Source organism: Escherichia sp. 10290, from assembly GCF_030295155.1.
In the GTDB taxonomy this organism is placed as follows: Bacteria; Pseudomonadota; Gammaproteobacteria; order Enterobacterales; family Enterobacteriaceae; genus Escherichia; species Escherichia coli_F.
This window is the reverse complement of the sequence record NZ_AP025741.1, coordinates 3,873,051-3,899,172: the sequence shown is the minus strand read 5'-3', so window position 1 is coordinate 3,899,172 and position 26,122 is coordinate 3,873,051. Positions and strand designations below refer to the sequence as shown.

The following is a 26,122-nucleotide window of genomic DNA, read 5'->3' as shown; positions in this document are numbered from 1 at the left end:
TTTTTCATCCTGAATTAGTTGACTGTTTTACAAGGCAAAATAATGGCACTTTCGTTGATGTTACTTTGGTTCGGGGGGGTAATTTCACAGGAGTTATTACCCCAAGTTAAATGTAGGGTACTGTTTTCTTGAATCCCGCTGAGATAAACAAAGCCATCTTCCGCCACCAGGCCCACATCTTTACCTGTCGATTTATCCGTGACATTCACCCCCAGTGGTGGGAAGCGCCCATTTTCTTGACGAATAACGCCGACGATTTGGTATCCGGTGGTGGCATTCAGTTTTGCGTAGCCGATGGCACCCTGGGTGAGCGTAGTACGAATGACCGAGTTTTCGACATCGACACCTTCTGGCAGAACGTTATTATTCACCCGCAACATGGAGGTGGTGTAGTTCGATAATGAAGGTATCACGGCGATGCCCAGCCCATTGGTAACAGTACGGTTAGAGTTGATTTCAACGCCAGGAATACCATCGGTATCGACCATCATGCGGGCGTTATCGCCGTAGCTATAATCGTGAAGAGCGACACCATGACGCGTAGCTGTAATTGAACCGTACCAGCCTGCGGTAACAGAATTGTACTGATTCGGTTGCACACTACCGGTAAAGTTCAGACGTCCCCACGGTGAATTGTGCTGATAGCTGCCACGCAGCGTTGGTTCGCCATCGCGAATATTATCGTCCGTTGCTGACGCCGAAATATTCCAGATATTGTTGCGGTCTGACGAGTCATACCAGGAAACCATTTGCGAAGTATTACTACCACCCGTGCGCTGCATGCTGTAGGAAAGGTTGCGACTTTGCTGTAACGGCAGAGAGAATGAGAAGTAATACTGATTTTCTTCGTCATCATCCCAGCGAATGCGACTCACTGCCAGCGATGCGGAAATGCCCTTGAAATCACCAATATCAAAGTTTTTGCTTACTGATATCGAGTAATTAGTATTGGCAGGGCTGTCCCAATAAGTATTGCGTGTAACGTTGACATAAGAGTTTAATTCCAGCGATTCAAAGTACTGGTTCAGGGAAATAACATAACTTTCTTTTTCGTTATCGATTGACTCATCACCATTACGTGAGTTGAGGTACTCATTCATTGACACGTAATCTTTATCAGAGAAGCGATAACCCGCGAAGGTAATCTGGCTGCCCGTTGATTCGAAATGTTTTGCATAGTTAAACCGATAGCTGTAACCACGCAAATTGTCGCTATTTTGTTGCTGTAAAGAGGCATCAGCTCCGGTGACATCGAAAGAAAGCGAACCAAATTGATTGAGGTTAAAACCGATGCCAGTGGTGATCGCCTGGTAATCATCTGCAGTGAACATGCCGCCGCCATAGAGCGACACATTATTCAGCCAGCCCCAGGAGGCTTCAGCCGTCCAGAAAAAGGGGTTATTAATATCGTTATGTCCGACTGATGTTGGTTTTCCCAGCGATGTTTTGTAGCGTACTTGCCCTTTACGGGTTAAATAGGGGATGGAAGCGGAACCGACCTGAAAGGTATTGGTACGGCCATCTTCTTCTTCAACAGTGACATCCAGTTGACCCTGAAACGATTGACCCAAATCAGTAATAGTAAAAGGGCCTGGCGCGACTGTGGTTTGATAAAGTACACGACCATTTTGCGCTACTGTCACTTTGGCGTTGGTCTGCGCGATGCCGGTAATTTGTGGCGCATAACCCTGTAAATCTGGCGGCAACATGCTTTCATCACTTTCCAGTGATGCGCCAGTAAAATGGAAGGTATCGTAAAGATTGGAACTCAGGTCGTATTGTCCCATGGTGAACTTAGATGACCATGAGGGAATAGGGCGAAAGAGATAAGTTCGCGCAAATTCACCGCTATGGCTGACGGAACGACCATCAGCAAAATTCTGATTATATTGGTAATCGCTACGTAAGCGCCATGCGCCGAGGTTAAAGCCTAACGTACCATAGGAGCTGACATTTTGGGTACTGTCTCCCTGCTGTGGAGAATACTGGCTAGCGTATATGTTGTAATCAAGGATAAATCCGGCGATACCGTCATCCCAAAATTCGGGGGGCGTCCAGTTTGTTGCCTGGTATTTTAACCATGCTTGGGGAATGCTAAGCGATAATATCATTGTGGCTTTATCAAGCCGTATCGTTAATTCCTGACGTTGACTTAAATCTAAACATTCGCTGCCAGCTATGGTTTGCAATGATTCAATAAAGTCCGTATTAAGGCCGAAATTAGTCAGGTTTTCTTTGGTTAAGCAGAGTAACGAACCACTTTCATTATCGGCTTTTGCCCACTCCAGCATTAACGCTTGTGGTAACATGTTTTTGTTTATTTGCACACGAACGAGGTATTTTGCAGGGGTGATATAGCCTTTTTTTTCAAATCGCGAGAGATCAATGTTCGCACGATCTTCAACGTCAATCATATCAGCATTGAATTCTACGGCGCGGACTGGTAAAACGAAGAGTAGCGAAAACACAACACCAGACAGGGCATTTTTAATTGCGTAGGATAATTTATCCCCGGTAAACGTGTTTTTATTGTTCATAAAAATCCATTTCAAAAAAGACCCCAAGGTGCTGATGAAATTTCATCAGTTTTACCGCCTGGTGTTGTGTAGGTATTAATTGCCGATTACTTGTAGTCGAGTACGTAATTAGCCTGTGCCTGCACATTACCCGGGGTCGCGGTGCGTCCCAGAGATTCCATACGGGCTTTAAAGTTCAACTCCTGGTAGGAATTAGTTGTCGGGAAGTCGATGGTGATGGGGGTACCAAGAGTCACGTTGGTATTGTCTGATTTCACCAGACGTACTCCTACATCAGTTGCGCCGCCGATGTTACCTTCCTGTGTGTTTTTAAGCAGGTTGGAGTCGGTAGTGTCAACGCTGGCAGAGCTAAAGGTGATTTTGACTTTATCAACAGTGTTAGTGCCGTCAGATAAAATACAATCCTGCAAATGAATGGTGACATCTACAGGCAGAGATTTCTGTCCGCTTTTTAATACAGTATCAGCAACCTCACCGAGATTTATTGTTTGATCTTCATCACCAGGAGCAATAGAGCAAGGTGCATCGATAACTTCACCCTTAAACGTTATTTTACCGGAACCCTGATTAGGGTCATCAGCAAGCGCGTTAAATGCAACGCCAGATAATAGTGTGGTTGCGAATATAGATAATAATGTTTTTTTTAACATGACTTAATCCTTTATAAATAGGAAGAGCTATGGATGAGGAAAATATAGGTTTGAATCTAATATTAATTCCGCTATGGACATTACCATAATCAAAGATAATTTGGCTTGTTATTAATATTTAATACTGATTAAGTAAAACTTAAAATATACATTTTAGTTATATATTTTGATGCATATATCTAGATATTTGTTGAATTTCGTTATGTATGATACATTTTTTGTATGGGTCACGGTGAAAGAATGACCACTTATTGACAAAAGTTTACTTCTGATATTGTAAGGTGGTAGAGTATAATTATTATAACGAGTAGGAACGTAATAATCACGAAGATATAATATATATCTGGTGGTGCTTATTAATATTAATTAGTGATGTTCCATCCGGGAATAGGATGCATTAATAGTCTTGGTTGTTTCTTTTTTAATCGAGTATGGTGTATAATACAACACTTGCTATGATCGAAATCATATACTTGATCCACAATTATGCGAGTATATGAATATATTCAACGATGGATATGTGAAATTTTAATGCTAAATGTTTAGTAATGTTAAATTATGAAGGTGAAAAGGATGTTTATTGCCTGGTACTGGATTGTATTAATTGTTCTACTAGCTGGTGGCTATTTTCTTCATCTTAAACGTTACTGTAAAGCTTTTCGTCATGACAGAGATGCGCTGTTAGCTGCTCAAAGTAAATTAGATAAACGCTTCGATAAAGACGTATTTGAAAAGCATCAATAATACCTTTAATAACGATACAGATGTTGCCTTTAGCAATGGGCAACATCTGTCATAATCGTCTTTAACCAATTCCCGCCGTTTGTAACAGCACTAAACTGAATCCCATCACTGACATTCCACATAGCACGCCATAGCTGGGGTTATTATTGGGGTCAATCTCTTTAGCTAGCGGCATTAATTCATCAACCGAGAGCGCCACCATAATTCCTGCAACCGCCGCCATGATTGCCGCCATGACCACCGGAGAAATCATGCTACCGAGGATTAACCACGCCAGCACACCACCAAGAATTTCTGCCAGCCCAGAAATGCCCGCCCACAAAATTGCGGTGCGTTTTGACCCCGTTGCCGCGTAAACCGGCCCCGCAACTGCCAGACCTTCAGGAATATTATGCAATGCAACAGCCAGCGCGATGCCAAAGCCCAGCTCCAGGTTACTGCTCGCCGTGACAAAGGTGGCAATGCCTTCCGGGAAGTTATGCAGACTGATGCCGAGAGTGAGCAGAATGGCTGTGCGCTTGATCGATTTTGGCAACGGCTGCACCGATTTTTGCATTAAATCCTGCGGATGCGCATGTGGCAACATGCGGTCCAGGCCAAAATAGCCAAGCAGACCGAAGATAAACATTCCATAACCCAGCACAGGCGACATTCCTTCGGCGGCTAATGCGGCAGGAAGCATTTCCATTAATGAGATGAGCAACATAATCCCCGCCGCAAATCCTAGCGAAAACGCCAGTAAGCGGTTCGAGGGTTTTTGTCCGAGAACGCCGAGAAACGCGCCAATAAACGTGGCTGCCCCCGCCAGTATGGTCAGAATGAGAGGTACTGACATCGACAACTCCTTATAAATCTTTACCTTCAGGCAGATCGTCAAAATAACTGATGATCATCATCATTGTTATCCGGGTTCTTACTCCGCCGAACAAGCGTATTGTGAGGATATCAAAATGACACCTTTAGTTAAGGATATCATCATGTCTTCAACACGTATGCCAGCATTGTTTTTAGGTCACGGTAGTCCGATGAACGTGCTGGAAGATAATTTGTATACCCGCAGCTGGCAGAAGTTGGGGATGACATTGCCACGCCCGCAAGCGATTGTGGTGGTTTCGGCTCACTGGTTTACCCGTGGAACAGGAGTGACCGCGATGGAGACGCCGCCCACGATTCATGATTTTGGCGGTTTTCCGCAGGCGCTGTACGACACCCATTATCCTGCTCCGGGTTCGCCTGCGCTGGCACAGCGTCTGGTTGAGCTGTTAGCGCCGGTCCCTGTGACGCTGGATAAAGAAGCCTGGGGCTTTGACCACGGTTCCTGGGGCGTGCTGATTAAGATGTATCCTGACGCCGATATCCCGATGGTGCAGTTGAGTATCGACAGTACCAAACCTGCCGCCTGGCACTTTGAGATGGGGCGTAAACTGGCGGCTCTGCGAGACGAAGGAATAATGTTGGTCGCCAGCGGTAACGTGGTGCATAACCTGCGTACGGTGAAGTGGCACGGTGATAGTTCACCGTATCCTTGGGCGATGTCGTTTAATGAGTATGTGAAAGCGAATCTGACGTGGCAAGGGCCGGTAGAGCAGCATCCTCTGGTGAATTATCTCGACCATGAAGGTGGCGCGTTATCGAACCCAACGCCAGAGCACTATCTGCCGTTGTTGTATGTCTTAGGTGCGTGGGATGGGCAGGAGCCAATTACCATTCCGGTCGATGGTATAGAAATGGGCAGTTTAAGTATGTTGTCGGTGCAGATAGGCTAATAATTACCGGATGGCGAGTGCCATCCGGTATCATGGCTTATTCAACAAAAATATGTGGATAAAACCGAGACATATCCTGGGTGATCAATGCACGGTCTTCACGAATGCCAATTCCGGCAGGTTGATCGTTCACCAGCCAGCTACCAATCAGCATATAGCTGTCGCCGAATTTCGGTAACGGGTGGAATTGCTGAACAATCATCCCTTCTTCGCCATACGGACCTTCCGCTGCTTCAATGGTTTTGCCGTTCTCAATGATCGACACGTTTGCGCCTTCACGGGAGAAGATCGGTTTAACCACATATTTTTCCATTTGCGGATGATCATCTTCCGCAAAATAAGCGGGCAGCAGGTTCGGGTGATTCGGGAACATCTCCCACAGTAGCGGCAGAAGCGCTTTGTTGGAGATAATGCTCTTCCACGCCGGTTCCAGCCAGCGTACGCCTGCATCCTCCAGCTTGGTGGAGAACATCTCACGCAGCATAAATTCCCACGGATACAGCTTGAACAGGTTAGAAATCACCTGATCCTGTAAATCCGTGAACTGACCTTTTTCGCCTAAACCGATATCGTCGATGTAGAGGAATTCAGTAGCGATTTCAGCTTCTGTCGCGCAGTCCTGCAAATACTGAATGGTTCCGCGATCTTCCACCGTGTCGCGACAGCAGGTGAGATGCAGCAACTGGAAGCCATACTGTTCACGCAACTCGACAAAGCGATCGATCAGCTTCTCTTGCAGACTGTTAAACTGGTCGCTGCCTTCCGGCAGGTTGCCCGCGTTAAGCTGATCTTCCAGCCAGATCCACTGAAAGAACGCCGCCTCGTATAGTGAGGTTGGCGTATCGGCGTTATTTTCCAGAAGTTTAGGTTCGCCAGTGCCATCCCACGCCAGATCGAGACGCGAATAAAGCGACGGCTGGTGAGTCAGCCATGACTGACGCACAAAACTCCAGGTGTGTTTTGGAATGCGGAATTTAGTCATCAGCTCATCGCTGGCGATCACTTTTTCCACCACTTTCAGGCACATCTGGTGCAGTTCGGCAGTGACTTCTTCCAGCTTTTCAACCTGGGCGAGGGTCAACTTGTAGTAAGCATCTTCACACCAGTACGGCTCTCCGTACATGGTGTGAAAATTGAAACCGTATTCGTGGGCTTTTTCGCGCCAGTCCGGGCGCTCGGTAATACTGACTCTTTCCATCGGTATCAGCCACCCATTGAACGAGAAGAGGTGCCGGTTGCGCTACGCTGCATAGTGCTTTGTTTGGCAACAGATTCACCAAAACCGCCACGGGTAACAGTAGTGGTGGTCGCCGGTTTTGGTGCCATTGCCGTCTTCGGTACGGTCATGGTGCGGCCTGGCTGAGCTGCGCCATAGTTTTTACCGGTGGCATCAGTATATTTACCGTAAGCCGGGCTGGCTGGGTTTTTCGAGGAGAACAGCGGTTGTTGTGCAAAGCCCGCGCCGCCGCCCATCAGACGTCCCATCATGTAACCTGCCATCAGTGGCATCCAGAAACTTCCGCTGGATTGCTGGGCCTGCGCCTGATTTTCAGGTGCCATGCCAGCCTGGGCTGGTGCCTGCTGGCACTGACCTTCACCAAATTCGGCAACACAGTCTTCACGTGTGGCGTATTTCGGCGCAGTACGTTCGGCTTCTTTCAGCGCATTGTTATACGCAGTGGTACATTCTGCGCTTTTGCCTGGGTTTGCGGCTGAGCAGTCATCAGCATTTTGATAGAGAGACACTGTTTCATCACTCTTTTCACAGCCTGCCAGCATAAAAACAGTGGCAACAGCAAGAGCGACAGGTGTCAGATGGCGTGCGCTCCAGTTTTTGCGGAACGATGCGTGGCGTATGGATTTTGTCCGTTTCATTTTTGTCTTCCGGGACCAGTGGTAAATACCCATCAGAATAGAGGATGGCTGGTCGAAATTGAAGCGGGAAGGGGGAAGAATGCGGCAGATAACCCGTATCTTTACGTTGCCTTACGTTCAGACGGGGCCGAAGCCCCGTCGTCAGCATCAGTTACGGAAAGGGTTATGACCGTTACTGGTAGTCGTGCGTGCGGATGCTTGCTGAACGGCTGGGGCCGGGCTATCTGGTGCATAACCATCAGCAATAGCATTTTGTTCTGGCGTTTGCGGCGCAACGTTTTCTGGATTAGTGGAAACCGGTTTGCTCAGCGCATTGTTCAGTGCCAGCAGATCCTGCTCGTTCAACGTACCCAGAGCTGATTTAATATTCAACTGGTTAATCAGGTAGTTATAACGCGCATTCGCCAGCTCTTGCTTGGCGTTGTACAGCGTGGTGGTGGCATCCAGCACATCAACAATGGTACGCGTACCGACCGAGTAGCCCGCTTCCATCGCGTCTAATGAGCTTTGAGCGGAAACTACGGCTTGTTTGTAGGCGTTAATGCTGCTGATAGAAGCATTAATGTTGTTGAAGGAGGAACGCACGGTTTGCACGACGCTACGATGCGCGCTTTCCAGTTGTTCGCTGGCACCAACAAAGTTGTACTGTGCCTGTTTCACCTGCGAGTTAACCATTCCGCCCTGATAAATCGGCAGCGAGAAGCTCAGGCCAACTTTGTTCTGTCCCATATTGCTATCGTCATACTGGGTACCAGCGGCACCACGAGTTTTCGAACCGCTATATGAGGTGTCAGAAATCCCGGTAGAAGCCGTTAAATCCAGAGTCGGTAAGTGACCATCCTGCGCCTGGCGAATTTGCTCGCGCGCCAGGTCCTGACTCAAGCGTGCCTGTAACAGCGACAGGTTGCGTTTTTCGGCTTCTTTCAGCAGCGCGTTAACCGGCTGCGGTTTGTCGGTTTTAAAGTTTTCGACATTCAGCGCCGCCAGTTCCGGATAATAGTTACCGGTGATCTGGCGCAGCTGCTCTACCGCGTTATCGAGGTTATTACGTGCGGTCACTTCGTTCGCCAGCACGGTATCGTACTGTGCGCGGGCGTTCTGCACGTCGGTGATCGCCACCAGGCCCACGTTAAAACGTTGAGTGGTTTGATCTAACTGACGGTAGATCGCTTCTTTTTGCGCCTGCGTATAGGAAAGAACATCAATGGCATTCAACACGTTGAAATAAGCAGTCGCGGTGTTGAGGATCAAGGTTTGTTGATCGGTCTGGTACGTGACGTCCTGAATACCCGCAGCTTTTTCCTGTAGCGTTAACGCACGCCATTTCGACATATCAAAAATGGATTGAGTTAACTGCAGGGACGCACTGGTCGCGTTAGAGTTGATGCCGTTCGCGTCGCGGTAGCCGTTGCTATAGGTGTAATCTGCACCTAAACCTAGCTGTGGCAGTAATGGACTGCGTGCTTCATTAATTTTTTCAAAGGCAGCATCACGATCGGCGGCAGACTTACGCAATTCCGGGTTACTAAGGCGTGCTTGCTGATAAACTTGCATCAGGTTCTCGGCCTGGCTCAACGTACTGAACCCAGAAAGGCTCAGGCCGATAAGAATGGGGAGCAATTTCTTCATTTGCATTCCTTGTGGTGAAGCAGTATTTAGCGCGATCAAACTGTAAAATTATTGCGGATTCTAGCAGAAGCCGCTACCGCAAAAGGTTGGCGTTACGTGCCATAGGGCGTTAATGTGCCTCAATTTAACACATGACTGCTCAAACGGCAGTCAAACGTCGCTGAAATTCACATTTAATTCACTATTAGTGCCAGGACATTAACAATGCTTAAGCCAGACAACCTGCCCGTTACTTTTGGCAAAAACGATGTTGAAATTATTGCACGAGAAACACTTTATCGCGGCTTTTTTTCATTAGATCTTTATAGATTTCGTCATCGTCTATTCAACGGGCAAATGAGTCGTGAGGTACGGCGGGAAATTTTTGAGCGCGGTCACGCCGCAGTCTTGCTACCCTTTGACCCAGTGCGCGATGAAGTTGTGCTGATTGAGCAGATTCGGATTGCCGCGTATGACACCAGCGAAACCCCCTGGCTACTGGAGATGGTGGCCGGGATGATTGAAGAGGGTGAAAGTGTGGAAGATGTCGCCCGTCGCGAAGCGATTGAAGAGGCGGGACTGATAGTCAAACGGACCAAACCGGTGTTAAGTTTCCTGGCAAGCCCTGGGGGCACCAGTGAGCGTTCGTCAATTATGGTGGGCGAAGTGGACGCCACGACCGCAAGCGGTATTCACGGTCTGGCTGATGAAAACGAAGATATTCGCGTTCATGTGGTAAGCCGGGAACAGGCATACCAATGGGTAGAAGAGGGGAAAATCGACAACGCAGCGTCGGTCATCGCTTTGCAATGGCTGCAGCTGCATCATCAAGCGTTAAAAAATGAGTGGGCATAAATGAAGCGTTACACACCTGACTTTCCTGAAATGATGCGCCTGTGCGAGATGAACTTTTCACAATTGCGGCGTTTGTTACCACGCAATGACGCACCCGGCGAAACTGTAAGCTATCAGGTGGCAAACGCACAATATCGGCTAACGATTGTGGAATCGACCCGATACACTACCCTGGTGACAATCGAACAGACTGCGCCCGCGATCAGTTACTGGAGCCTTCCGTCAATGACGGTGCGTCTGTATCATGACGCGATGGTGGCTGAAGTGTGTTCAAGTCAGCAGATTTTTCGCTTCAAAGCGCGGTATGATTATCCTAATAAAAAGTTGCATCAACGCGACGAAAAGCATCAAATTAACCAGTTTTTAGCGGACTGGTTGCGATACTGTTTAGCACATGGAGCGATGGCGATTCCGGTTTATTAGCGTCGTGAAACCTAAGGACACCATTTGGAAAGCCTGTTAACCCTTCCTCTGGCTGGTGAGGCCAGAGTCAGGATTTTACAAATTACCGACACTCACCTGTTTGCGCAAAAGCACGAAGCCCTGTTGGGGGTAAATACCTGGGAAAGCTACCAGGCGGTGCTGGAGGCGATTCGTCCACACCAGCACGAATTCGAGCTGATTGTCGCGACCGGTGATTTAGCGCAGGATCAATCCTCTGCGGCCTATCAGCATTTCGCTGAAGGCATCGCAAGTTTTCGTGCGCCCTGCGTCTGGCTGCCGGGCAACCACGATTTTCAGCCTGCGATGTACAGCGCGCTACAGGATGCGGGGATCTCCCCGGCGAAGCGGGTGTTTATTGGTGAGCAATGGCAAATCCTGTTGCTGGATAGCCAGGTGTTTGGCGTGCCGCACGGTGAGCTGAGCGAGTTTCAGCTTGAGTGGCTGGAACGTAAACTTGCCGATGCGCCAGAACGCCATACGTTGCTGCTGCTGCACCATCATCCGCTACCTGCGGGTTGTAGCTGGCTCGACCAACACAGTCTGCGTAACGCGGGCGAACTGGATAACGTGCTGGCGAAGTTTCCGAACGTTAAATACTTGCTGTGTGGACATATCCATCAGGAGCTGGATCTCGACTGGAATGGTCGCCGCCTGCTGGCAACGCCATCGACCTGTGTACAGTTTAAGCCGCATTGTTCCAACTTTACGCTGGACACCATCGCGCCTGGCTGGCGTACGCTCGAGTTACATGCTGATGGTACGCTGACCACCGAGGTGCACCGCCTGGCGGACACACGTTTCCAACCTGATACCGCTTCAGAAGGCTACTGATGTCTACGCTTCTTTATTTACACGGTTTCAACAGTTCGCCGCGCTCTGCAAAAGCGAGTTTGTTGAAAAACTGGCTGCCGGAACATCACCCTGACGTTGAGATGATCATTCCGCAGTTACCGCCGTACCCTTCCGATGCGGCAGAACTGCTGGAATCCATTGTCCTTGAACATGGCGGCGATTCGCTGGGGATCGTCGGTTCATCACTGGGGGGATATTACGCCACCTGGTTGTCGCAATGTTTTATGCTGCCCGCCGTGGTGGTAAACCCAGCGGTGCGCCCGTTTGAACTGCTGACGGACTATCTCGGTCAGAACGAGAACCCCTACACCGGGCAGCAATATGTGCTAGAGTCACGCCATATTTACGATCTCAAAGTCATGCAGATTGACCCGCTGGAAGCGCCGGATTTGATCTGGCTGCTGCAACAGACGGGAGATGAAGTGCTGGATTACCGCCAGGCGGTGGCGTACTACGCTTCCTGCCGCCAGACTGTTATAGAAGGCGGCAACCATGCATTCACAGGCTTCGAAGATTATTTCAACCCGATCGTCGATTTTCTTGGTCTGCACCATCTCTGACGATCAACTCGAATTGCTAACTTAAACCATGACGCAAACTTATAACGCTGATGCCATTGAGGTACTCACCGGGCTTGAGCCGGTTCGCCGCCGCCCGGGGATGTATACCGATACCACGCGCCCTAACCATTTGGGGCAAGAAGTCATTGATAACAGTGTCGATGAAGCACTGGCGGGTCACGCAAAACGCGTGGACGTTATTTTACATGCTGACCAGTCGTTAGAAGTGATTGATGATGGTCGCGGGATGCCGGTGGATATTCACCCTGAAGAAGGCGTTCCGGCGGTCGAACTGATTCTTTGCCGTTTGCACGCGGGTGGTAAATTTTCTAACAAAAACTACCAGTTCTCTGGCGGCCTGCATGGCGTGGGGATTTCGGTGGTTAACGCCCTGTCGAAGCGCGTAGAAGTTAACGTACGTCGCGATGGTCAGATCTATAACATCGCCTTTGAAAATGGCGAAAAGGTACAGGATTTGCAGGTTGTTGGCACTTGCGGTAAACGCAATACCGGTACCAGCGTGCACTTCTGGCCGGATGAAGCCTTCTTTGACAGCCCGCGCTTCTCTGTTTCCCGTCTTACACATGTGCTGAAAGCCAAAGCGGTGCTGTGCCCAGGCGTTGAGATCACTTTTAAAGATGAGATCAACAACACCGAACAACGCTGGTGCTATCAGGACGGTCTGAACGATTACCTGGCGGAAGCGGTAAACGGTTTACCGACGCTGCCGGAAAAACCGTTTATCGGTAATTTCGCTGGCGATACTGAAGCGGTGGACTGGGCGCTACTGTGGCTACCGGAAGGCGGAGAACTGCTGACCGAGAGCTACGTCAACCTGATTCCTACGATGCAGGGCGGTACGCACGTTAACGGTTTGCGTCAGGGCCTGCTGGACGCAATGCGCGAGTTCTGTGAATACCGCAACATTCTGCCGCGCGGCGTGAAGCTATCAGCGGAAGATATCTGGGATCGCTGCGCCTATGTGCTGTCAGTAAAAATGCAGGATCCGCAGTTTGCCGGGCAGACCAAAGAGCGTCTCTCTTCGCGTCAGTGCGCGGCATTCGTTTCTGGCGTGGTGAAAGATGCCTTCACCTTGTGGCTGAACCAGAACGTTCAGGCGGCTGAACTGCTGGCGGAGATGGCGATTTCCAGCGCCCAGCGCCGTATGCGTGCGGCCAAGAAAGTGGTGCGTAAAAAGTTGACCAGCGGCCCGGCGCTGCCTGGCAAACTGGCTGACTGTACCGCGCAGGATCTTAACCGTACCGAACTGTTTCTCGTGGAAGGTGATTCCGCAGGCGGCTCTGCCAAGCAGGCGCGCGATCGTGAATATCAGGCGATCATGCCGCTGAAAGGTAAGATCCTTAACACCTGGGAAGTCTCTTCTGATGAAGTGCTTGCTTCGCAGGAAGTGCACGATATTTCGGTAGCGATCGGTATCGATCCTGATAGCGACGATCTTAGCCAACTGCGTTATGGCAAGATCTGTATTCTGGCGGATGCGGACTCCGATGGTCTACACATTGCCACGCTGCTTTGCGCTTTGTTTGTAAAACACTTCCGCGCGTTGGTGAAACACGGTCACGTTTACGTTGCTTTGCCACCACTCTACCGTATTGACCTTGGAAAAGAGGTTTACTACGCGCTGACAGAAGAAGAGAAAGAGGGCGTGCTCGAGCAATTAAAACGCAAGAAAGGCAAGCCGAACGTTCAGCGTTTTAAAGGTCTGGGGGAAATGAACCCGATGCAATTGCGCGAAACCACGCTTGATCCGAATACTCGCCGTCTGGTGCAGTTGACCATCGATGATGAAGACGATCAGCGTACTGACGCGATGATGGACATGCTACTGGCGAAGAAACGCTCGGAAGATCGCCGTAACTGGTTGCAAGAGAAAGGCGACATGGCGGAGATTGAGGTTTAAAGGAAAGAACATTGCCCGGTCAGGATGGCCGGGCAAACAAGGCAGGATTAAATCCCTGGCTGCAGAATACGAATATTCATCTCCAGCACGTCGCCTTTTACGGCTTCGCTGTACGCCTTCATGTGCGGGGTTTGCAGATGCGCTTCAAGATGCGCGATGCTTTCCCACTGCTCAATCATCACGATAGAATCCGGTGCCATAGACTGGAAACTCACGCCAGCAGCGCAATCCACCATTGGCGCATAGCCGTGGCAACCTTCTTCTTTCAGTACGGTTGGAACGATTTTAGCAAACTGATCCAATACCGCCTGACGGTGATGTTGACCAGGACGAGTACGGATTTCTGCGATTACGGTAAGCATGGTTAACTCCTTCTAAAGCCTGAGCTCTAGTTAACCAAAAATTTCCACAAGATGCTTGCGATATTCTTCAGTATAGCGGGGAACATCAGGCATTTTTATCACGTCATTAGCGATAAATGTCGGCAGCGGTTCCATACCGAGGAATTGGTTTGCTTTATGGAATGGTAGATACACACCGTCAACGCCAACGCCGTGGAAGAACTGATCTTTTTCGGTGAAGGCTTCCATTGGTGCGTTCCAGGTCAGGGAAAGCATATATTTTTTGCCCTGTACCAGGCCGCCGGAACCGTATTTTTTTGATGGATCTTTGCGGGTACGACCATCGCTGGCATACAGAGTCCCGTGACCTTCGGTGAATACATCATCAATATATTTTTTCACTGTCCACGGCGCGCCCATCCACCAGCCTGGCATCTGCCAGATCACCACATCAGCCCAGAGAAAGTTTTGTACTTCCGCTTTGACATCGTAGTCGCTCTCGGCGCGAACAATACGGACATCATGTCCGAGGTCGCGCAGCGTGCCATCCGCGACTTCGGTCAGGGTGTCGTTCAGTTGACCATTGGAGTGGGCGAATTTTTTCGCGCCGTTGATAATCAGGATGTTGCTCATTTTTTAACCTCAAGGTGAGACGTTTGCCGACTATAGTACGTCACAGAGCGGTACGGTGAAATTAGCAAAATGTGCAAAGTCTTTTGCGAATTTAGCAAAAGTCTGATCTTGCTCCGATTCACCGATGCAGGATAAATATTTTCTGAAAATGACAATACTGATAGCCATTCCTCATAATTCCTACTCGCACCGGATTAATTTACAGGTTTGGTTCGGTTTTTTGGGGATTAAAAATATGGCGTTGGATAAGTAAAAATGAAAATATCAACGCGTCACGTTGATAATTATAAATGGATTTTTATGAGCGTGCTAACATATGTTAAAGCATAAAATTCAAACAATATTTGAAGCTCTGTTATATATAATGCTTACTTATTGGTTAATAGATGCTTTTTTTGCATTCAATAAGTATGACTGGATGCTTGAGTCGGGAGACAATATTTGCAGTATACCTTCCGTTTCAGGCGAAGATCGTATATTGCAAACAATGATTGCAGCATTTTTTCTTCTGACGCCACTTATTATTATTATCTTAAGAAAACTCTTTGTGCGAGAAATGTTTGAGTTTTGGTTATATGTAATCTCGCTCGTTATTTGTTTGGTTTGTGGTTGGTGGCTTTTTTGGGGACGGTTTATATTTTGCTATTAATAAAATCTATGAGAGTCGTTTTAACGGCTCTCATAGACAGAGAAGTTACCAGCTTACTTTCGCCTCAAATCCACCTTGTTCCGCATTCCCAAACTCAACATTCATGCCATGCAGCTTGGCGATTCGCTGGACAATTGAAAGCCCAAGTCCACTGCCGGTAGCGGTTTGTCCGGGTGGGCGATAGAAGCGTTCGCCAATTCTCGCCAGTGCCTCTGGTGTCACACCGGGGCCGTTATCCCTCACGATGAAATTATCGGCATTCAGCGTGACGTCCACCACGCTACCTTGTGGACTGTAGCGCACGGCGTTATCCAGCAAATTTCGCACCAACAAACTTAGCAATAGCGGTTGTCCGGTGCGTTTGATGCCGTGGGCATTGAGTGTCAGTCGCACGTCAATTTTCGCCTGCTGCGCCGTGTGGTAAATATCCATCACCGACGATTGCAGGAGATCTTCAAGCGGGATCTCCGCGACGTCCTGAAGGTTATCCAGTGAGTCCAGCCGCGATAGCGTGAGCAGTTGATCAACCAGACGAGTAGCACGATCGATCCCGGAATGTAATTGGAGCAGTGCTTTTTTCCGCGCCTGCGGATCATCGTCAGAGAGCTGCGCAACTTCGGTTTGCACTTTCAGCGCCGTTAACGGGCTACGTAGTTCATGAGCTGCGTCGGAGGTAAAGCGTCGTTCACGAACCATCATCGCATGTGTGCGGGCGAACAGTTGATTCAACGACTCAACCAGTGGACGCACTTCGCTGGGTACGCCCGTCGCGTTTAGTGGTTTTTCCGAGTCAGGGTCACGCATACGTAGTGCCAGCGCCAGTTTGTTCAGCGGCGCGAGTTCACGACCCAGTAGTACCATCATGATGATTAACATAATCGGCAGTGCGACCAGCCACGGGATCAATTGCCCGGCAACAATCGCCAGCGCCATGTCTTCACGGTATTCCCATTCCTGACCAACAACGATGCGATATTTGCCATCAGGTGAGGTCATCCAGACAAAACGCCAGGGATCTTTATCGCCCACCAGTTGCCCGTCAGCAAAACCTTCCCGTTGATAGCTATAGGGAATATCTTCTCCGTTATCCCCATCGTTAAGCACCATTCTGCCGTCGTGGGTAAAGATGGCAAAGGTCAGCGCATCGTCATCAACATGACCGTGTTTTAATTTATTTGGCGTCTGTGCCATGCGATCTGCCGCGTTGATTTCGTTGAGATCGAGCGTACTTAACCGTTTGGCAAACAGCATCAGTTGGGTGTCGAACAACTCATCGACGTTATCCGTTGTTTGTTTCCATGCGACAAAGCTGGAAAGCAGCCAGGTCACCGAGGCCAGAATTAAAAAGATTAGCGTCAGCCTGACTCGCAGACTAAGACGTTGGGTAAATTTCATTTCTCACCTAATGTGTAGCCAATACCATGCACGGTACGAATAAAATCACTACCGAGTTTGCGTCGCAGATGATGCACATGCACTTCAACGGCATTACTGGTGACCTCTTCGTCCCAGGTATACAGTTTCTCTTCAATCAGTTTGCGCGGCAGTACCCGACCAGCGTTACGCATCAGTAATTCCAGCAGGGCAAATTCTTTTGGTTTCAGCGTTAAGGGTTCGCCAGCCAGCGTGGCGATACGTTTGCCGGGGTCGAGCATGACGTTGCCGTGGCGCAGCTCGTTGCTGGCCTGGCCGTTGGTTCGGCGCATCAGAGCTTCCAGCCTGGCGGCGACTTCTATCAACGCAAAAGGTTTACACAGATAATCGTCAGCTCCCAGACGCAGCCCTTCTACACGTTCCGCCAGCGCATCGCGCGCAGTCAGGATCAATACCGGCTCACGCTGACCTTTTTCTCGCCATTCGCGCAAAATATCGCGACCATCCATGCCCGGTAAGGTTAAATCCAGGATCACCGCATCATAAGGTGCGCTATATAGCGCCTCTTTTCCCTGACGACCTTGTGTAAACCAGTCGACGCTAAAACCCATTTTACTAAGGCCCGTTTTGATGCCGTCGCCAATCAGCATGTCATCTTCTATCAGTAAAATTCGCATTTTTTCATCCCTGCGATAACCATATTTGCTGCCAGTAAACCGTGTTGTAACGCGCTCTGTACAGCACTAAATTTTATTTTTTTCCCTTAAGAAGTTGTTAAGGACTATCTTGTTAAATGCTCGAAAACAGACATTAAAGGGAGTAATAAACATGAAAAAATTCGCAGCAGTAATCGCAGTAATGGCCCTGTGCAGTGCACCGGTGATGGCAGCAGAGCAGGGCGGTTTTTCTGGTCCATCGGCAACACAAAGTCAGGCCGGAGGATTCCAGGGGCCGAATGGCAGCGTAACGACCGTAGAAAGCGCAAAATCCCTGCGTGATGACACTTGGGTCACCCTGCGCGGCAATATCGTTGAACGTATCTCTGACGATCTCTACGTGTTCAAAGATGCCAGCGGTACTATCAATGTTGATATCGACCACAAACGCTGGAACGGCGTGACGGTGACCCCGAAAGATACCGTTGAGATTCAGGGTGAAGTCGATAAAGACTGGAACTCTGTTGAAATTGACGTCAAACAGATCCGCAAAGTAAATCCGTAATTGTTAGCGCTCCCGGGACACGTTCCCGGGAATAATTTCGCAGGGAGGCAAAATGAAAAACCTGACACTGGATGTAAATATTATCGATTTCCCATCAATCCCTGTGGCGATGTTGCCACATCGCTGTAGCCCTGAATTGCTCAACTACAGCGTGGCGAAATTTATCATGTGGCGTAAAGAAACGGGGCTTTCTCCTGTTAACCAAAGCCAGACTTTTGGTGTCGCCTGGGATGACCCTGCCACCACCGTACCGGAAGCGTTTCGCTTTGATATCTGCGGCAGCGTTAACGAACCGATTCCCGATAATCGTTATGGCGTGAGTAATGGTGAACTTACCGGTGGACGTTATGCCGTGGCCCGCCACGTTGGCGAGCTGGACGATATTTCACATACGGTATGGGGCATCATTCGCCACTGGCTACCTGCAAGCGGCGAGAAAATGCGCAAAGCACCGATTCTGTTTCACTACACCAATCTTGCCGAAGGGGTAACAGAGCAGCGACTGGAAACGGATGTTTATGTGCCGTTGGCGTGATGAAGAATCTTTACCGGAGTGTGAGCCAAATCACTCGCGATAAGTTTGAGCGAACAATGCCACAGGCGTAATGTTGTCCGCTCAGACTCTGACGGCACAGGATTTTGTCCTTCCACACAGAAACCGCCATTGGCGGTTTTCCGCTGCATAATCCTCAGGATTATGTCTATAGCAAAGAGTTGTATATCAAGGCACATTGATGCCTTTATCGCCGTCGGAGCACGTCCGGCGGCGCTATTCACGCTGATCTCCTGTGACTCGACGCGGCAGATAATGTAGTATCTCCGGCAATATTGCCCCTTTGAAGGCTGGCGAATAAGTTGAGGAATCAGAATTAATGAGCGATATGGCAGAGCGCCTTGCGCTACATGAATTTACGGAAAACGCCTACTTAAATTACTCCATGTACGTAATCATGGACCGTGCGTTGCCGTTTATTGGTGATGGTCTGAAACCTGTTCAGCGCCGCATTGTGTATGCGATGTCTGAACTGGGACTAAATGCCAGCGCCAAATTTAAAAAATCGGCCCGTACCGTCGGTGACGTACTGGGTAAATACCATCCGCACGGTGATAGCGCCTGTTATGAAGCGATGGTCCTGATGGCACAGCCGTTCTCTTACCGTTATCCGCTGGTTGATGGTCAGGGGAACTGGGGCGCACCGGACGATCCGAAATCGTTCGCGGCGATGCGTTACACCGAATCCCGGTTGTCGAAATATTCCGAGCTGCTATTGAGCGAGCTGGGGCAGGGTACGGCTGACTGGGTGCCAAACTTCGACGGTACTTTGCAGGAGCCGAAAATGCTACCTGCCCGTTTGCCGAACATTTTGCTTAACGGCACCACCGGTATTGCCGTCGGTATGGCGACCGATATTCCACCGCATAACCTGCGTGAAGTGGCTCAGGCGGCAATCGCATTAATCGACCAGCCGAAAACCACGCTCGACCAGCTGCTGGATATCGTGCAGGGGCCGGATTATCCGACTGAAGCGGAAATCATCACTTCGCGCGCCGAGATCCGTAAAATTTACGAGAACGGACGTGGTTCAGTGCGTATGCGCGCGGTGTGGAAGAAAGAAGATGGCGCGGTGGTTATCAGCGCATTGCCGCATCAGGTTTCAGGTGCGCGTGTACTGGAGCAAATTGCTGCGCAAATGCGCAACAAAAAGCTGCCGATGGTTGACGATCTGCGCGATGAATCTGACCACGAGAATCCGACCCGTCTGGTGATTGTGCCGCGTTCCAACCGCGTGGATATGGATCAGGTGATGAACCACCTCTTCGTAACCACCGATCTGGAAAAGAGCTATCGTATTAACCTCAATATGATCGGTCTGGATGGTCGTCCGGCGGTGAAAAACCTGCTGGAAATTCTCTCCGAATGGCTGGTGTTCCGCCGCGATACCGTGCGCCGCCGACTGAACTATCGTCTGGAGAAAGTCCTCAAGCGCCTGCATATCCTCGAAGGTTTGCTGGTGGCGTTTCTCAATATCGACGAAGTGATTGAGATCATTCGCAATGAAGATGAACCGAAACCGGCGCTGATGTCGCGGTTTGGCCTTACGGAAACCCAGGCGGAAGCGATCCTCGAACTGAAACTGCGTCATCTTGCCAAACTGGAAGAGATGAAGATTCGCGGTGAGCAGAGTGAGCTGGAAAAAGAGCGCGACCAGTTGCAGGGCATTCTGGCGTCCGAGCGTAAAATGAATAAACTGCTGAAGAAAGAACTGCAGGCAGACGCGCAAGCTTATGGTGACGATCGTCGTTCGCCGTTGCAGGAACGCGAAGAAGCGAAAGCGATGAGCGAGCACGACATGTTGCCGTCTGAACCTGTCACCATTGTGCTGTCGCAGATGGGCTGGGTACGCAGCGCTAAAGGCCATGACATCGACGCGCCGGGCCTGAATTATAAAGCGGGTGATAGTTTCAAAGCAGCGGTGAAAGGTAAGAGCAACCAACCGGTAGTGTTTGTTGACTCCACCGGTCGTAGCTATGCTATCGACCCGATTACGCTGCCGTCGGCACGTGGTCAGGGCGAGCCGCTCACCGGCAAATTGACGTTGCCGCCTGGGGCGACCGTTGACCATATGCTGATGGAAAGCGACGATCAGAAACTGTTGATGGCTTCCGATGCGGGTTACGGTTTCGTCTGCACCTTTAACGATCTGGTGGCGCGTAACCGTGCAGGTAAGGCCTTAATCACTTTACCGGAAAATGCCCATGTTATGCCGCCTGTGGTGATTGAGGACGCTTCTGATATGCTGCTGGCAATCACTCAGGCAGGCCGTATGTTGATGTTCCCGGTAAGCGATCTGCCGCAGCTGTCGAAGGGCAAAGGCAACAAGATTATCAACATTCCATCGGCAGAAGCCGCGCGTGGAGAAGATGGTCTGGCGCAACTGTACGTTCTGCCGCCGCAAAGCACGCTGACCATTCATGTTGGGAAACGCAAAATTAAACTGCGTCCGGAAGAGCTACAGAAAGTCACTGGCGAACGTGGACGCCGCGGTACGTTGATGCGCGGTTTGCAGCGTATCGATCGTGTCGAGATCGACTCTCCTCGCCGCGCCAGCAGCGGCGATAGCGAAGAGTAGTATGCCGGGGAGGGTATTGCTTCCTCCCGCTTGCAAGGAACGCCGGATGAAACGTTAAGTCGTCATCCGGCAGCATATTCCACCCCCGGAAACGATAAAAATTCCCTTGAAACCGTTGTTTATTCATGCGTTGCGATTAACAATACGCTTTTCCAGAGAGCGGCTTTTAACAATGCCCTAACCTGATTTCAGGTGACGTACAATGCCAGTCTCTCAGACCTTCAGAGGGTGTTATGCTATATATCTTTCGTCTTATTATTACCGTGATTTACAGCATCTTAGTCTGTGTATTCGGCTCCATTTACTGCCTTTTCAGCCCGCGTAACCCGAAACATGTAGCCACCTTTGGGCATATGTTTGGTCGTCTTGCGCCGCTGTTCGGCCTGAAAGTTGAGTGTCGCAAACCTGCAGATGCTGAAAGCTACGGCAATGCTATTTATATTGCTAACCACCAGAACAACTATGACATGGTGACAGCATCGAACATCGTGCAACCGCCGACGGTGACGGTAGGTAAAAAGAGTTTGCTGTGGATCCCCTTCTTTGGTCAGTTGTACTGGCTAACCGGCAACTTATTGATCGACAGAAATAACCGCACTAAAGCTCACGGCACCATTGCAGAAGTAGTGAATCACTTCAAAAAACGCCGTATTTCCATCTGGATGTTCCCGGAAGGTACCCGCAGCCGTGGTCGCGGCCTGCTGCCGTTCAAGACCGGAGCATTTCACGCGGCAATTGCGGCAGGCGTCCCGATTATTCCCGTGTGCGTCTCTACAACTTCGAATAAGATTAATCTTAATCGGCTACACAACGGTCTGGTGATTGTCGAAATGCTGCCGCCAATTGACGTCAGTCAGTATGGCAAAGATCAGGTTCGCGAGTTGGCTGCCCATTGTCGTTCGATAATGGAACAAAAAATCGCTGAGCTCGATAAAGAAGTCGCAGAGCGCGAAGCCGCCGGAAAAGTTTAAGTCGGCAATCTGTATTTTTGCGGGGAACACTTTCCTGCACGGTATTACTTTAGCCAGTTTTACATGGAGCAAATATGTCACTCAGTCGGCGTCAGTTCATTCAGGCATCGGGGATTGCACTTTGTGCAGGCGCTGTTCCCCTGAAGGCCAGCGCAGCCGGGCAACAGCAACCGCTACCCGTTCCGCCGCTGCTTGAATCTCGCCGTGGGCAACCGCTGTTTATGACTGTACAACGTGCGCACTGGTCATTTACGCCAGGGACACGCGCATCGGTCTGGGGAATCAATGGTCGTTACCTGGGGCCGACTATCCGCGTCTGGAAGGGCGATGATGTTAAGCTGATCTACAGTAACCGCCTGACAGAAAATGTCTCAATGACGGTGTCTGGTTTACAGGTGCCTGGCCCGCTGATGGGCGGTCCGGCACGGATGATGTCGCCAAACGCTGACTGGGCACCCGTATTACCCATTCGCCAGAACGCAGCGACATTGTGGTATCACGCTAATACCCCCAATCGCACGGCTCAGCAGGTCTATAATGGCCTTGCCGGAATGTGGCTGGTGGAAGATGAAGTCAGCAAGTCGCTGCCTATCCCCAACCATTATGGTGTGGATGATTTTCCGGTCATTATCCAGGATAAACGGCTGGATAACTTTGGTACGCCAGAATACAACGAACCGGGAAGCGGCGGCTTTGTTGGAGATACGCTGCTGGTCAACGGTGTACAAAGCCCGTACGTTGAAGTCTCGCGTGGCTGGGTGCGCTTGCGTCTGTTGAACGCGTCGAACTCTCGTCGCTATCAACTACAGATGAGCGATGGTCGCCCGTTACATGTGATTTCTGGCGATCAGGGATTCTTGCCTGCTCCTGTATCGGTGAAGCAACTTTCGCTGGCACCGGGCGAGCGCCGCGAGATTCTGGTGGATATGAGCAACGGTGATGAAGTGTCGATCACCTGTGGTGAAGCGGCGAGCATTGTAGATCGTATTCGTGGCTTCTTTGAGCCATCCAGCATTCTGGTTTCTACGCTGGTGCTAACGCTGCGCCCGACCGGCCTTCTGCCGCTGGTCACAGACAGTCTTCCGATGCGCTTGCTGCCAACTGAAATCATGGCCGGTTCGCCGATTCGCAGTCGCGATATCAGTCTGGGTGATGACCCAGGTATTAATGGACAACTGTGGGACGTCAACCGTATTGATGTCACCGCGCAGCAAGGAACGTGGGAACGCTGGACGGTACGCGCGGACGAGCCGCAAGCGTTCCATATTGAAGGCGTGATGTTCCAGATCCGTAACGTGAATGGCGCGATGCCATTCCCGGAAGACAGAGGCTGGAAAGATACCGTTTGGGTTGACGGACAAGTGGAGCTGCTTGTTTATTTCGGTCAGCCTTCCTGGGCGCACTTCCCGTTCTACTTCAACAGTCAGACGCTGGAAATGGCGGACCGTGGCTCGATAGGGCAACTGTTGGTCAATCCGGTACCGTAATGGACCAATTCAATGCCCCACAGAGTGGTGGGGCGATACAAGGATGAATCATGGATGGCATGGGATGGATGATTATTTTGGTACTTCCCTTTCTTTGGATGGGCTATGGACTGGCGTTGTTAATCATAACGGGGTGCGCTTTTGAATCTAAGAGGATTCGTCGCATTCTGCTATGGGGTGTTGCGCCCCAGTTTATTATTCTTTGTATTACGACCTTATTGCTTTATTGGATTAACTCTCGGTTAATTTATGTTTTTGTCTTTTTTCAGCCAGTTTTATGCATCACTACGGCAATTTTTTTGTTTGCTGGTAAAAAAACACAATATTCCAGATTGCTGTTTACTCTGTCTCATGTGATTTTTCTTGCTGGAGTTTTATATCAGGGGCATAGGGAAAATCTGCAACACATAATTAATAGCGACTGGAAGGAATATAAAATAACGCGTTTATTTGAGCAAGTGCAGGACAATGGAGCGCATGCGCTGAATAACGATGTAACTTGTTCAGAATTAATGCAACTACTCACCCTGGCAGCGGAACGTGATGACGTCAAAGAAGAGACGTTACGTACTCTTATTGCAAAGAGAGTATCGCCATTTCTGACAATGTCAGATAACTGTACGGGTGAGGATTCAGTAGAGATTTATTCTGTAGATACTACACCTTTTATGGCGGCTATTCAGAATCATAATATACATTCTGTTCGTTTTTTTAGTCAATTGCTTATGGGAAACTCACCAAAAGCAAAAAATAATCGTGACATTGTGCGCCGGGCAAACCCTTTGATCGAAGTGTATAAATATAGTCATGGTTCAAAAAAACAACGTAACTCAGGGTTAGAAATAAGTAAGCAATTAATGGCTATTATGCCAGAACTATTAACAGATGCCGTCTGGCGTGCCGTGCTCAATGTATATGATGCCGATGCAGCACGATGGTTCTGGCGTAAGCAACCACCAGAAAATCGGTTGTATCGCTTAAAGGCTATGGCATTAATACCACAAACAGATGCGCTGTTGGCAGAGATTCGACATACTCCAGAGGTACTGAATATCTCGTCTGAGGGGGACCTGAATGAAGAGGAGTTTCTCCATTTCTTAATTTATGGAGGAGATACCGCTGTAATACATGCACTGGTTGAAAAAGGAATAGTTAACTGGCAGCACCTTATGAACATTGAGGGGTTTGATAAGGACCCCTTAATATGGTCTATTTCAAAACTGGGAGAAAACGACAATGACCGGGAGGTTTTGGCATTAATTATTCATGATATTAATGCGCAAAACGCACTGCCGGAGGAACGCATTGCCAAATATTTAACGTGGACGGGAGCAATGGGCGAGATTTTTTTAAAGGCGGGCGTACATTGTGATAAGTTATATGCGGCAATTGAGTCCGACAAAAAGCGAAATAATGGCATGTATAGTCAAAACGCCAGGGAAGAAGTGGATCGCGTATGTACGCCCACAAAATAGGAGCAGTTTGGGGCGGTTAAGGGATAAAAAATAAATGCCTTTCGCTATCTGTCAGGGCGAATCTCACCATTTGCTATACCTTCCATTGGCGATGAACAGTATTCTACACGCACTTTTTTTACGATTGCGTTGAAGCATTACAACGCCCGCGCCATCCGCGCGTTTAGCCGCTTTCTGCAAGGAAATTCCTCAAAAGCGTAGGAATATCGCGCGATTGTTCATCAAAAAAATCCACTGCAGCAGATGTACCGGGGAATAAGTTTGCCAATTCGTTTTAGTGAAGAAGAGATCGCCCGCCACATTGTTGCCGCTCGCGAGATAAGCCTCACCTTGCTGCCCCTGATGCCAGAATTATTAAACGAAGAGGCGTATGAAAATGTCATTGATGCTAATGACAGCGCAACGCTGAAGGCTTTTTGGCAGATCCAGCTGCCGCCCACGCCGGTTTTACGCCTGGAAACGATGTCGGTAATTCCCATGACAGCGGCACTGGTTCAACAGGTGAGGGAGTCACCAAAGCGGCTTGAACTGGAAGATAAAAGTGGCAGGACAGTACTAACTTACATCGTGCGCTTTGGGAATATTGCCGCAGTACAGGCACTGATTGACGCTAATCTGATCGACTGGCAACGGCTCCGCCAATCGACAGGAAGGTCAACACCATTATTACTGGCGATCTGGCGACAAAAATACGACGATGATTATGTAATCTTCCCATTGATTTTAAAGGACATGCTGGCAAAAAATGCGCCACCCTCAGCAGAGGAAATAATGAACTGCATTAAGGATGGTATGACCGCAGATGATTTTTTATCTGCCGGAATGAGCAACACGCAATTCTGTTCTGCGATTGAACAAAGCCTCCAGGCGAAAACGTCAGTATTACCGGCGAATCGATTACGCCATCTGCAATCCTCGCGGTGTGCAAAGCTGTAACCAACCGGAAGTTAAGTCATCCGCTGAAAACATCGCATTAACTTTTCGATTTCTCTTTCGTTCCGGCTTATAATCCCCGGCCTTTGATTATT

Annotated in this window: 25 protein-coding genes and 1 pseudogene; 16 read left to right on the top strand and 10 right to left on the bottom strand. The window is 49.4% G+C overall.

Annotated features, from left to right (window positions below; translation table 11 throughout):
* Positions 1-14: 14 nt before the first annotated feature.
* Complete coding sequence (locus tag QUE74_RS19700) at positions 15-2,537, bottom strand: fimbria/pilus outer membrane usher protein (RefSeq protein ID WP_001060687.1); 2,523 nt, start codon at positions 2,535-2,537, stop codon at positions 15-17.
* 86 nt (positions 2,538-2,623) lie between these two features.
* Complete coding sequence (locus QUE74_RS19695) at positions 2,624-3,187, bottom strand: fimbrial-like protein (protein ID WP_000915005.1); 564 nt, start codon at positions 3,185-3,187, stop codon at positions 2,624-2,626.
* A 573-nt stretch (positions 3,188-3,760) separates the two neighbouring features.
* On the opposite strand from QUE74_RS19695, the gene QUE74_RS19690 reads away from it, so the two are divergent.
* On the top strand, positions 3,761-3,931 hold the full coding sequence (locus QUE74_RS19690) for a hypothetical protein (protein ID WP_001354975.1): 171 nt from the start codon (positions 3,761-3,763) through the stop codon (positions 3,929-3,931).
* Between the two features lie 61 nt (positions 3,932-3,992).
* Here QUE74_RS19690 and zupT read toward each other — a convergent pair whose 3' ends face one another.
* Positions 3,993-4,766 carry a zinc transporter ZupT gene (gene zupT / locus QUE74_RS19685; protein WP_001295627.1) on the bottom strand — a complete coding sequence of 258 codons (774 nt, stop codon included), beginning with the start codon at positions 4,764-4,766 and terminating at the stop codon, positions 3,993-3,995.
* Positions 4,767-4,908: 142 nt separating this feature from the next.
* Between zupT and ygiD the strand changes: the two genes are divergently transcribed.
* The gene (gene ygiD, locus QUE74_RS19680) at positions 4,909-5,697 is read left to right on the top strand and encodes a 4,5-DOPA-extradiol-dioxygenase (RefSeq protein WP_001364330.1); all 789 of its coding nucleotides are present in this window, start codon (positions 4,909-4,911) and stop codon (positions 5,695-5,697) included.
* A gap of 37 nt (positions 5,698-5,734) precedes the next feature.
* On the opposite strand, the gene QUE74_RS19675 is transcribed toward ygiD, so the two are convergent.
* The 3 genes from QUE74_RS19675 to tolC all read right to left on the bottom strand — a co-directional run bounded on the left by QUE74_RS19675 (position 5,735) and on the right by tolC (position 9,201).
* Positions 5,735-6,895: a glutathionylspermidine synthase family protein gene (locus QUE74_RS19675; protein WP_000442860.1), complete on the bottom strand. Its 1,161-nt coding sequence runs from the start codon at positions 6,893-6,895 to the stop codon at positions 5,735-5,737.
* A gap of 5 nt (positions 6,896-6,900) precedes the next feature.
* Entirely contained in the window at positions 6,901-7,572 is a 672-nt protein-coding gene (locus QUE74_RS19670; protein WP_000831543.1) for a DUF1190 family protein, read from the bottom strand.
* 147 nt (positions 7,573-7,719) lie between these two features.
* Complete coding sequence (tolC, locus tag QUE74_RS19665) at positions 7,720-9,201, bottom strand: outer membrane channel protein TolC (protein WP_000735299.1); 1,482 nt, start codon at positions 9,199-9,201, stop codon at positions 7,720-7,722.
* Between the two features lie 204 nt (positions 9,202-9,405).
* Here tolC and nudF point away from each other — a divergent pair, with 204 nt between their 5' ends.
* From nudF to parE, 5 genes are read left to right on the top strand one after another with little or no spacing between them, the layout of a single operon-like run.
* The gene (nudF, locus tag QUE74_RS19660) at positions 9,406-10,035 is read left to right on the top strand and encodes an ADP-ribose diphosphatase (RefSeq protein WP_000917127.1); all 630 of its coding nucleotides are present in this window, start codon (positions 9,406-9,408) and stop codon (positions 10,033-10,035) included.
* On the top strand, positions 10,036-10,458 hold the full coding sequence (locus QUE74_RS19655) for a DUF1249 family protein (RefSeq protein WP_000833393.1): 423 nt from the start codon (positions 10,036-10,038) through the stop codon (positions 10,456-10,458). It abuts the gene before it with no gap.
* A 24-nt stretch (positions 10,459-10,482) separates the two neighbouring features.
* Entirely contained in the window at positions 10,483-11,310 is an 828-nt protein-coding gene (cpdA, locus tag QUE74_RS19650) for a 3',5'-cyclic-AMP phosphodiesterase (protein WP_286331752.1), read from the top strand.
* Positions 11,310-11,891 (top strand): esterase YqiA, encoded by a 582-nt coding sequence (yqiA, locus tag QUE74_RS19645; protein ID WP_000105740.1) that lies wholly within the window; start codon positions 11,310-11,312, stop codon positions 11,889-11,891. Before cpdA ends, yqiA begins: the two co-directional genes overlap by 1 nt.
* Positions 11,892-11,919: 28 nt before the next feature.
* Entirely contained in the window at positions 11,920-13,812 is a 1,893-nt protein-coding gene (gene parE, locus QUE74_RS19640; protein WP_000195270.1) for a DNA topoisomerase IV subunit B, read from the top strand.
* A gap of 47 nt (positions 13,813-13,859) precedes the next feature.
* Here the strand turns inward: parE and QUE74_RS19635 are convergent, their stop codons facing one another.
* Both QUE74_RS19635 and mdaB read right to left on the bottom strand, forming a co-directional pair.
* The gene (locus QUE74_RS19635; protein WP_000958598.1) at positions 13,860-14,174 is read right to left on the bottom strand and encodes a putative quinol monooxygenase; all 315 of its coding nucleotides are present in this window, start codon (positions 14,172-14,174) and stop codon (positions 13,860-13,862) included.
* Positions 14,175-14,204: 30 nt separating this feature from the next.
* The gene (gene mdaB, locus QUE74_RS19630; protein WP_000065441.1) at positions 14,205-14,786 is read right to left on the bottom strand and encodes an NADPH:quinone oxidoreductase MdaB; all 582 of its coding nucleotides are present in this window, start codon (positions 14,784-14,786) and stop codon (positions 14,205-14,207) included.
* Positions 14,787-15,102: 316 nt separating this feature from the next.
* Here mdaB and QUE74_RS19625 point away from each other — a divergent pair, with 316 nt between their 5' ends.
* Complete coding sequence (locus QUE74_RS19625) at positions 15,103-15,435, top strand: DUF2645 family protein (RefSeq protein ID WP_000912121.1); 333 nt, start codon at positions 15,103-15,105, stop codon at positions 15,433-15,435.
* 45 nt (positions 15,436-15,480) lie between these two features.
* On the opposite strand, the gene qseC is transcribed toward QUE74_RS19625, so the two are convergent.
* Both qseC and qseB read right to left on the bottom strand, forming a co-directional pair.
* Entirely contained in the window at positions 15,481-16,830 is a 1,350-nt protein-coding gene (gene qseC, locus QUE74_RS19620) for a quorum sensing histidine kinase QseC (protein WP_000673345.1), read from the bottom strand.
* A complete protein-coding gene (gene qseB, locus QUE74_RS19615) occupies positions 16,827-17,486 on the bottom strand; it encodes a quorum sensing response regulator transcription factor QseB (protein WP_001221493.1) in 660 nt (219 codons plus the stop codon). The genes qseC and qseB overlap by 4 nt, the downstream gene beginning before the upstream one ends.
* Before the next feature lie 151 nt (positions 17,487-17,637).
* Here qseB and ygiW point away from each other — a divergent pair, with 151 nt between their 5' ends.
* The 8 genes and pseudogenes from ygiW to QUE74_RS19575 all read left to right on the top strand — a co-directional run bounded on the left by ygiW (position 17,638) and on the right by QUE74_RS19575 (position 26,030).
* A complete protein-coding gene (ygiW, locus tag QUE74_RS19610) occupies positions 17,638-18,030 on the top strand; it encodes an OB fold stress tolerance protein YgiW (RefSeq protein WP_000712658.1) in 393 nt (130 codons plus the stop codon).
* A gap of 52 nt (positions 18,031-18,082) precedes the next feature.
* On the top strand, positions 18,083-18,565 hold the full coding sequence (locus tag QUE74_RS19605) for an AraC family transcriptional regulator (protein ID WP_000793821.1): 483 nt from the start codon (positions 18,083-18,085) through the stop codon (positions 18,563-18,565).
* Positions 18,566-18,693: 128 nt separating this feature from the next.
* A pseudogene (locus tag QUE74_RS29630) lies at positions 18,694-18,765 on the top strand (hypothetical protein); the annotation flags it as partial.
* 137 nt (positions 18,766-18,902) lie between these two features.
* Positions 18,903-21,161: a DNA topoisomerase IV subunit A gene (parC, locus tag QUE74_RS19595; RefSeq protein ID WP_001281896.1), complete on the top strand. Its 2,259-nt coding sequence runs from the start codon at positions 18,903-18,905 to the stop codon at positions 21,159-21,161.
* A 233-nt stretch (positions 21,162-21,394) separates the two neighbouring features.
* Positions 21,395-22,132: a 1-acylglycerol-3-phosphate O-acyltransferase gene (plsC, locus tag QUE74_RS19590; RefSeq protein WP_000965712.1), complete on the top strand. Its 738-nt coding sequence runs from the start codon at positions 21,395-21,397 to the stop codon at positions 22,130-22,132.
* A 74-nt stretch (positions 22,133-22,206) separates the two neighbouring features.
* A complete protein-coding gene (gene ftsP, locus QUE74_RS19585) occupies positions 22,207-23,619 on the top strand; it encodes a cell division protein FtsP (RefSeq protein ID WP_000059405.1) in 1,413 nt (470 codons plus the stop codon).
* A 50-nt stretch (positions 23,620-23,669) separates the two neighbouring features.
* Positions 23,670-25,094: a membrane protein gene (locus QUE74_RS19580; protein WP_000348902.1), complete on the top strand. Its 1,425-nt coding sequence runs from the start codon at positions 23,670-23,672 to the stop codon at positions 25,092-25,094.
* A 261-nt stretch (positions 25,095-25,355) separates the two neighbouring features.
* Positions 25,356-26,030, top strand: coding sequence for an ankyrin repeat domain-containing protein (locus tag QUE74_RS19575; protein ID WP_001122589.1), 675 nt, complete (start codon positions 25,356-25,358; stop codon positions 26,028-26,030).
* Positions 26,031-26,122 lie beyond the last annotated feature (92 nt).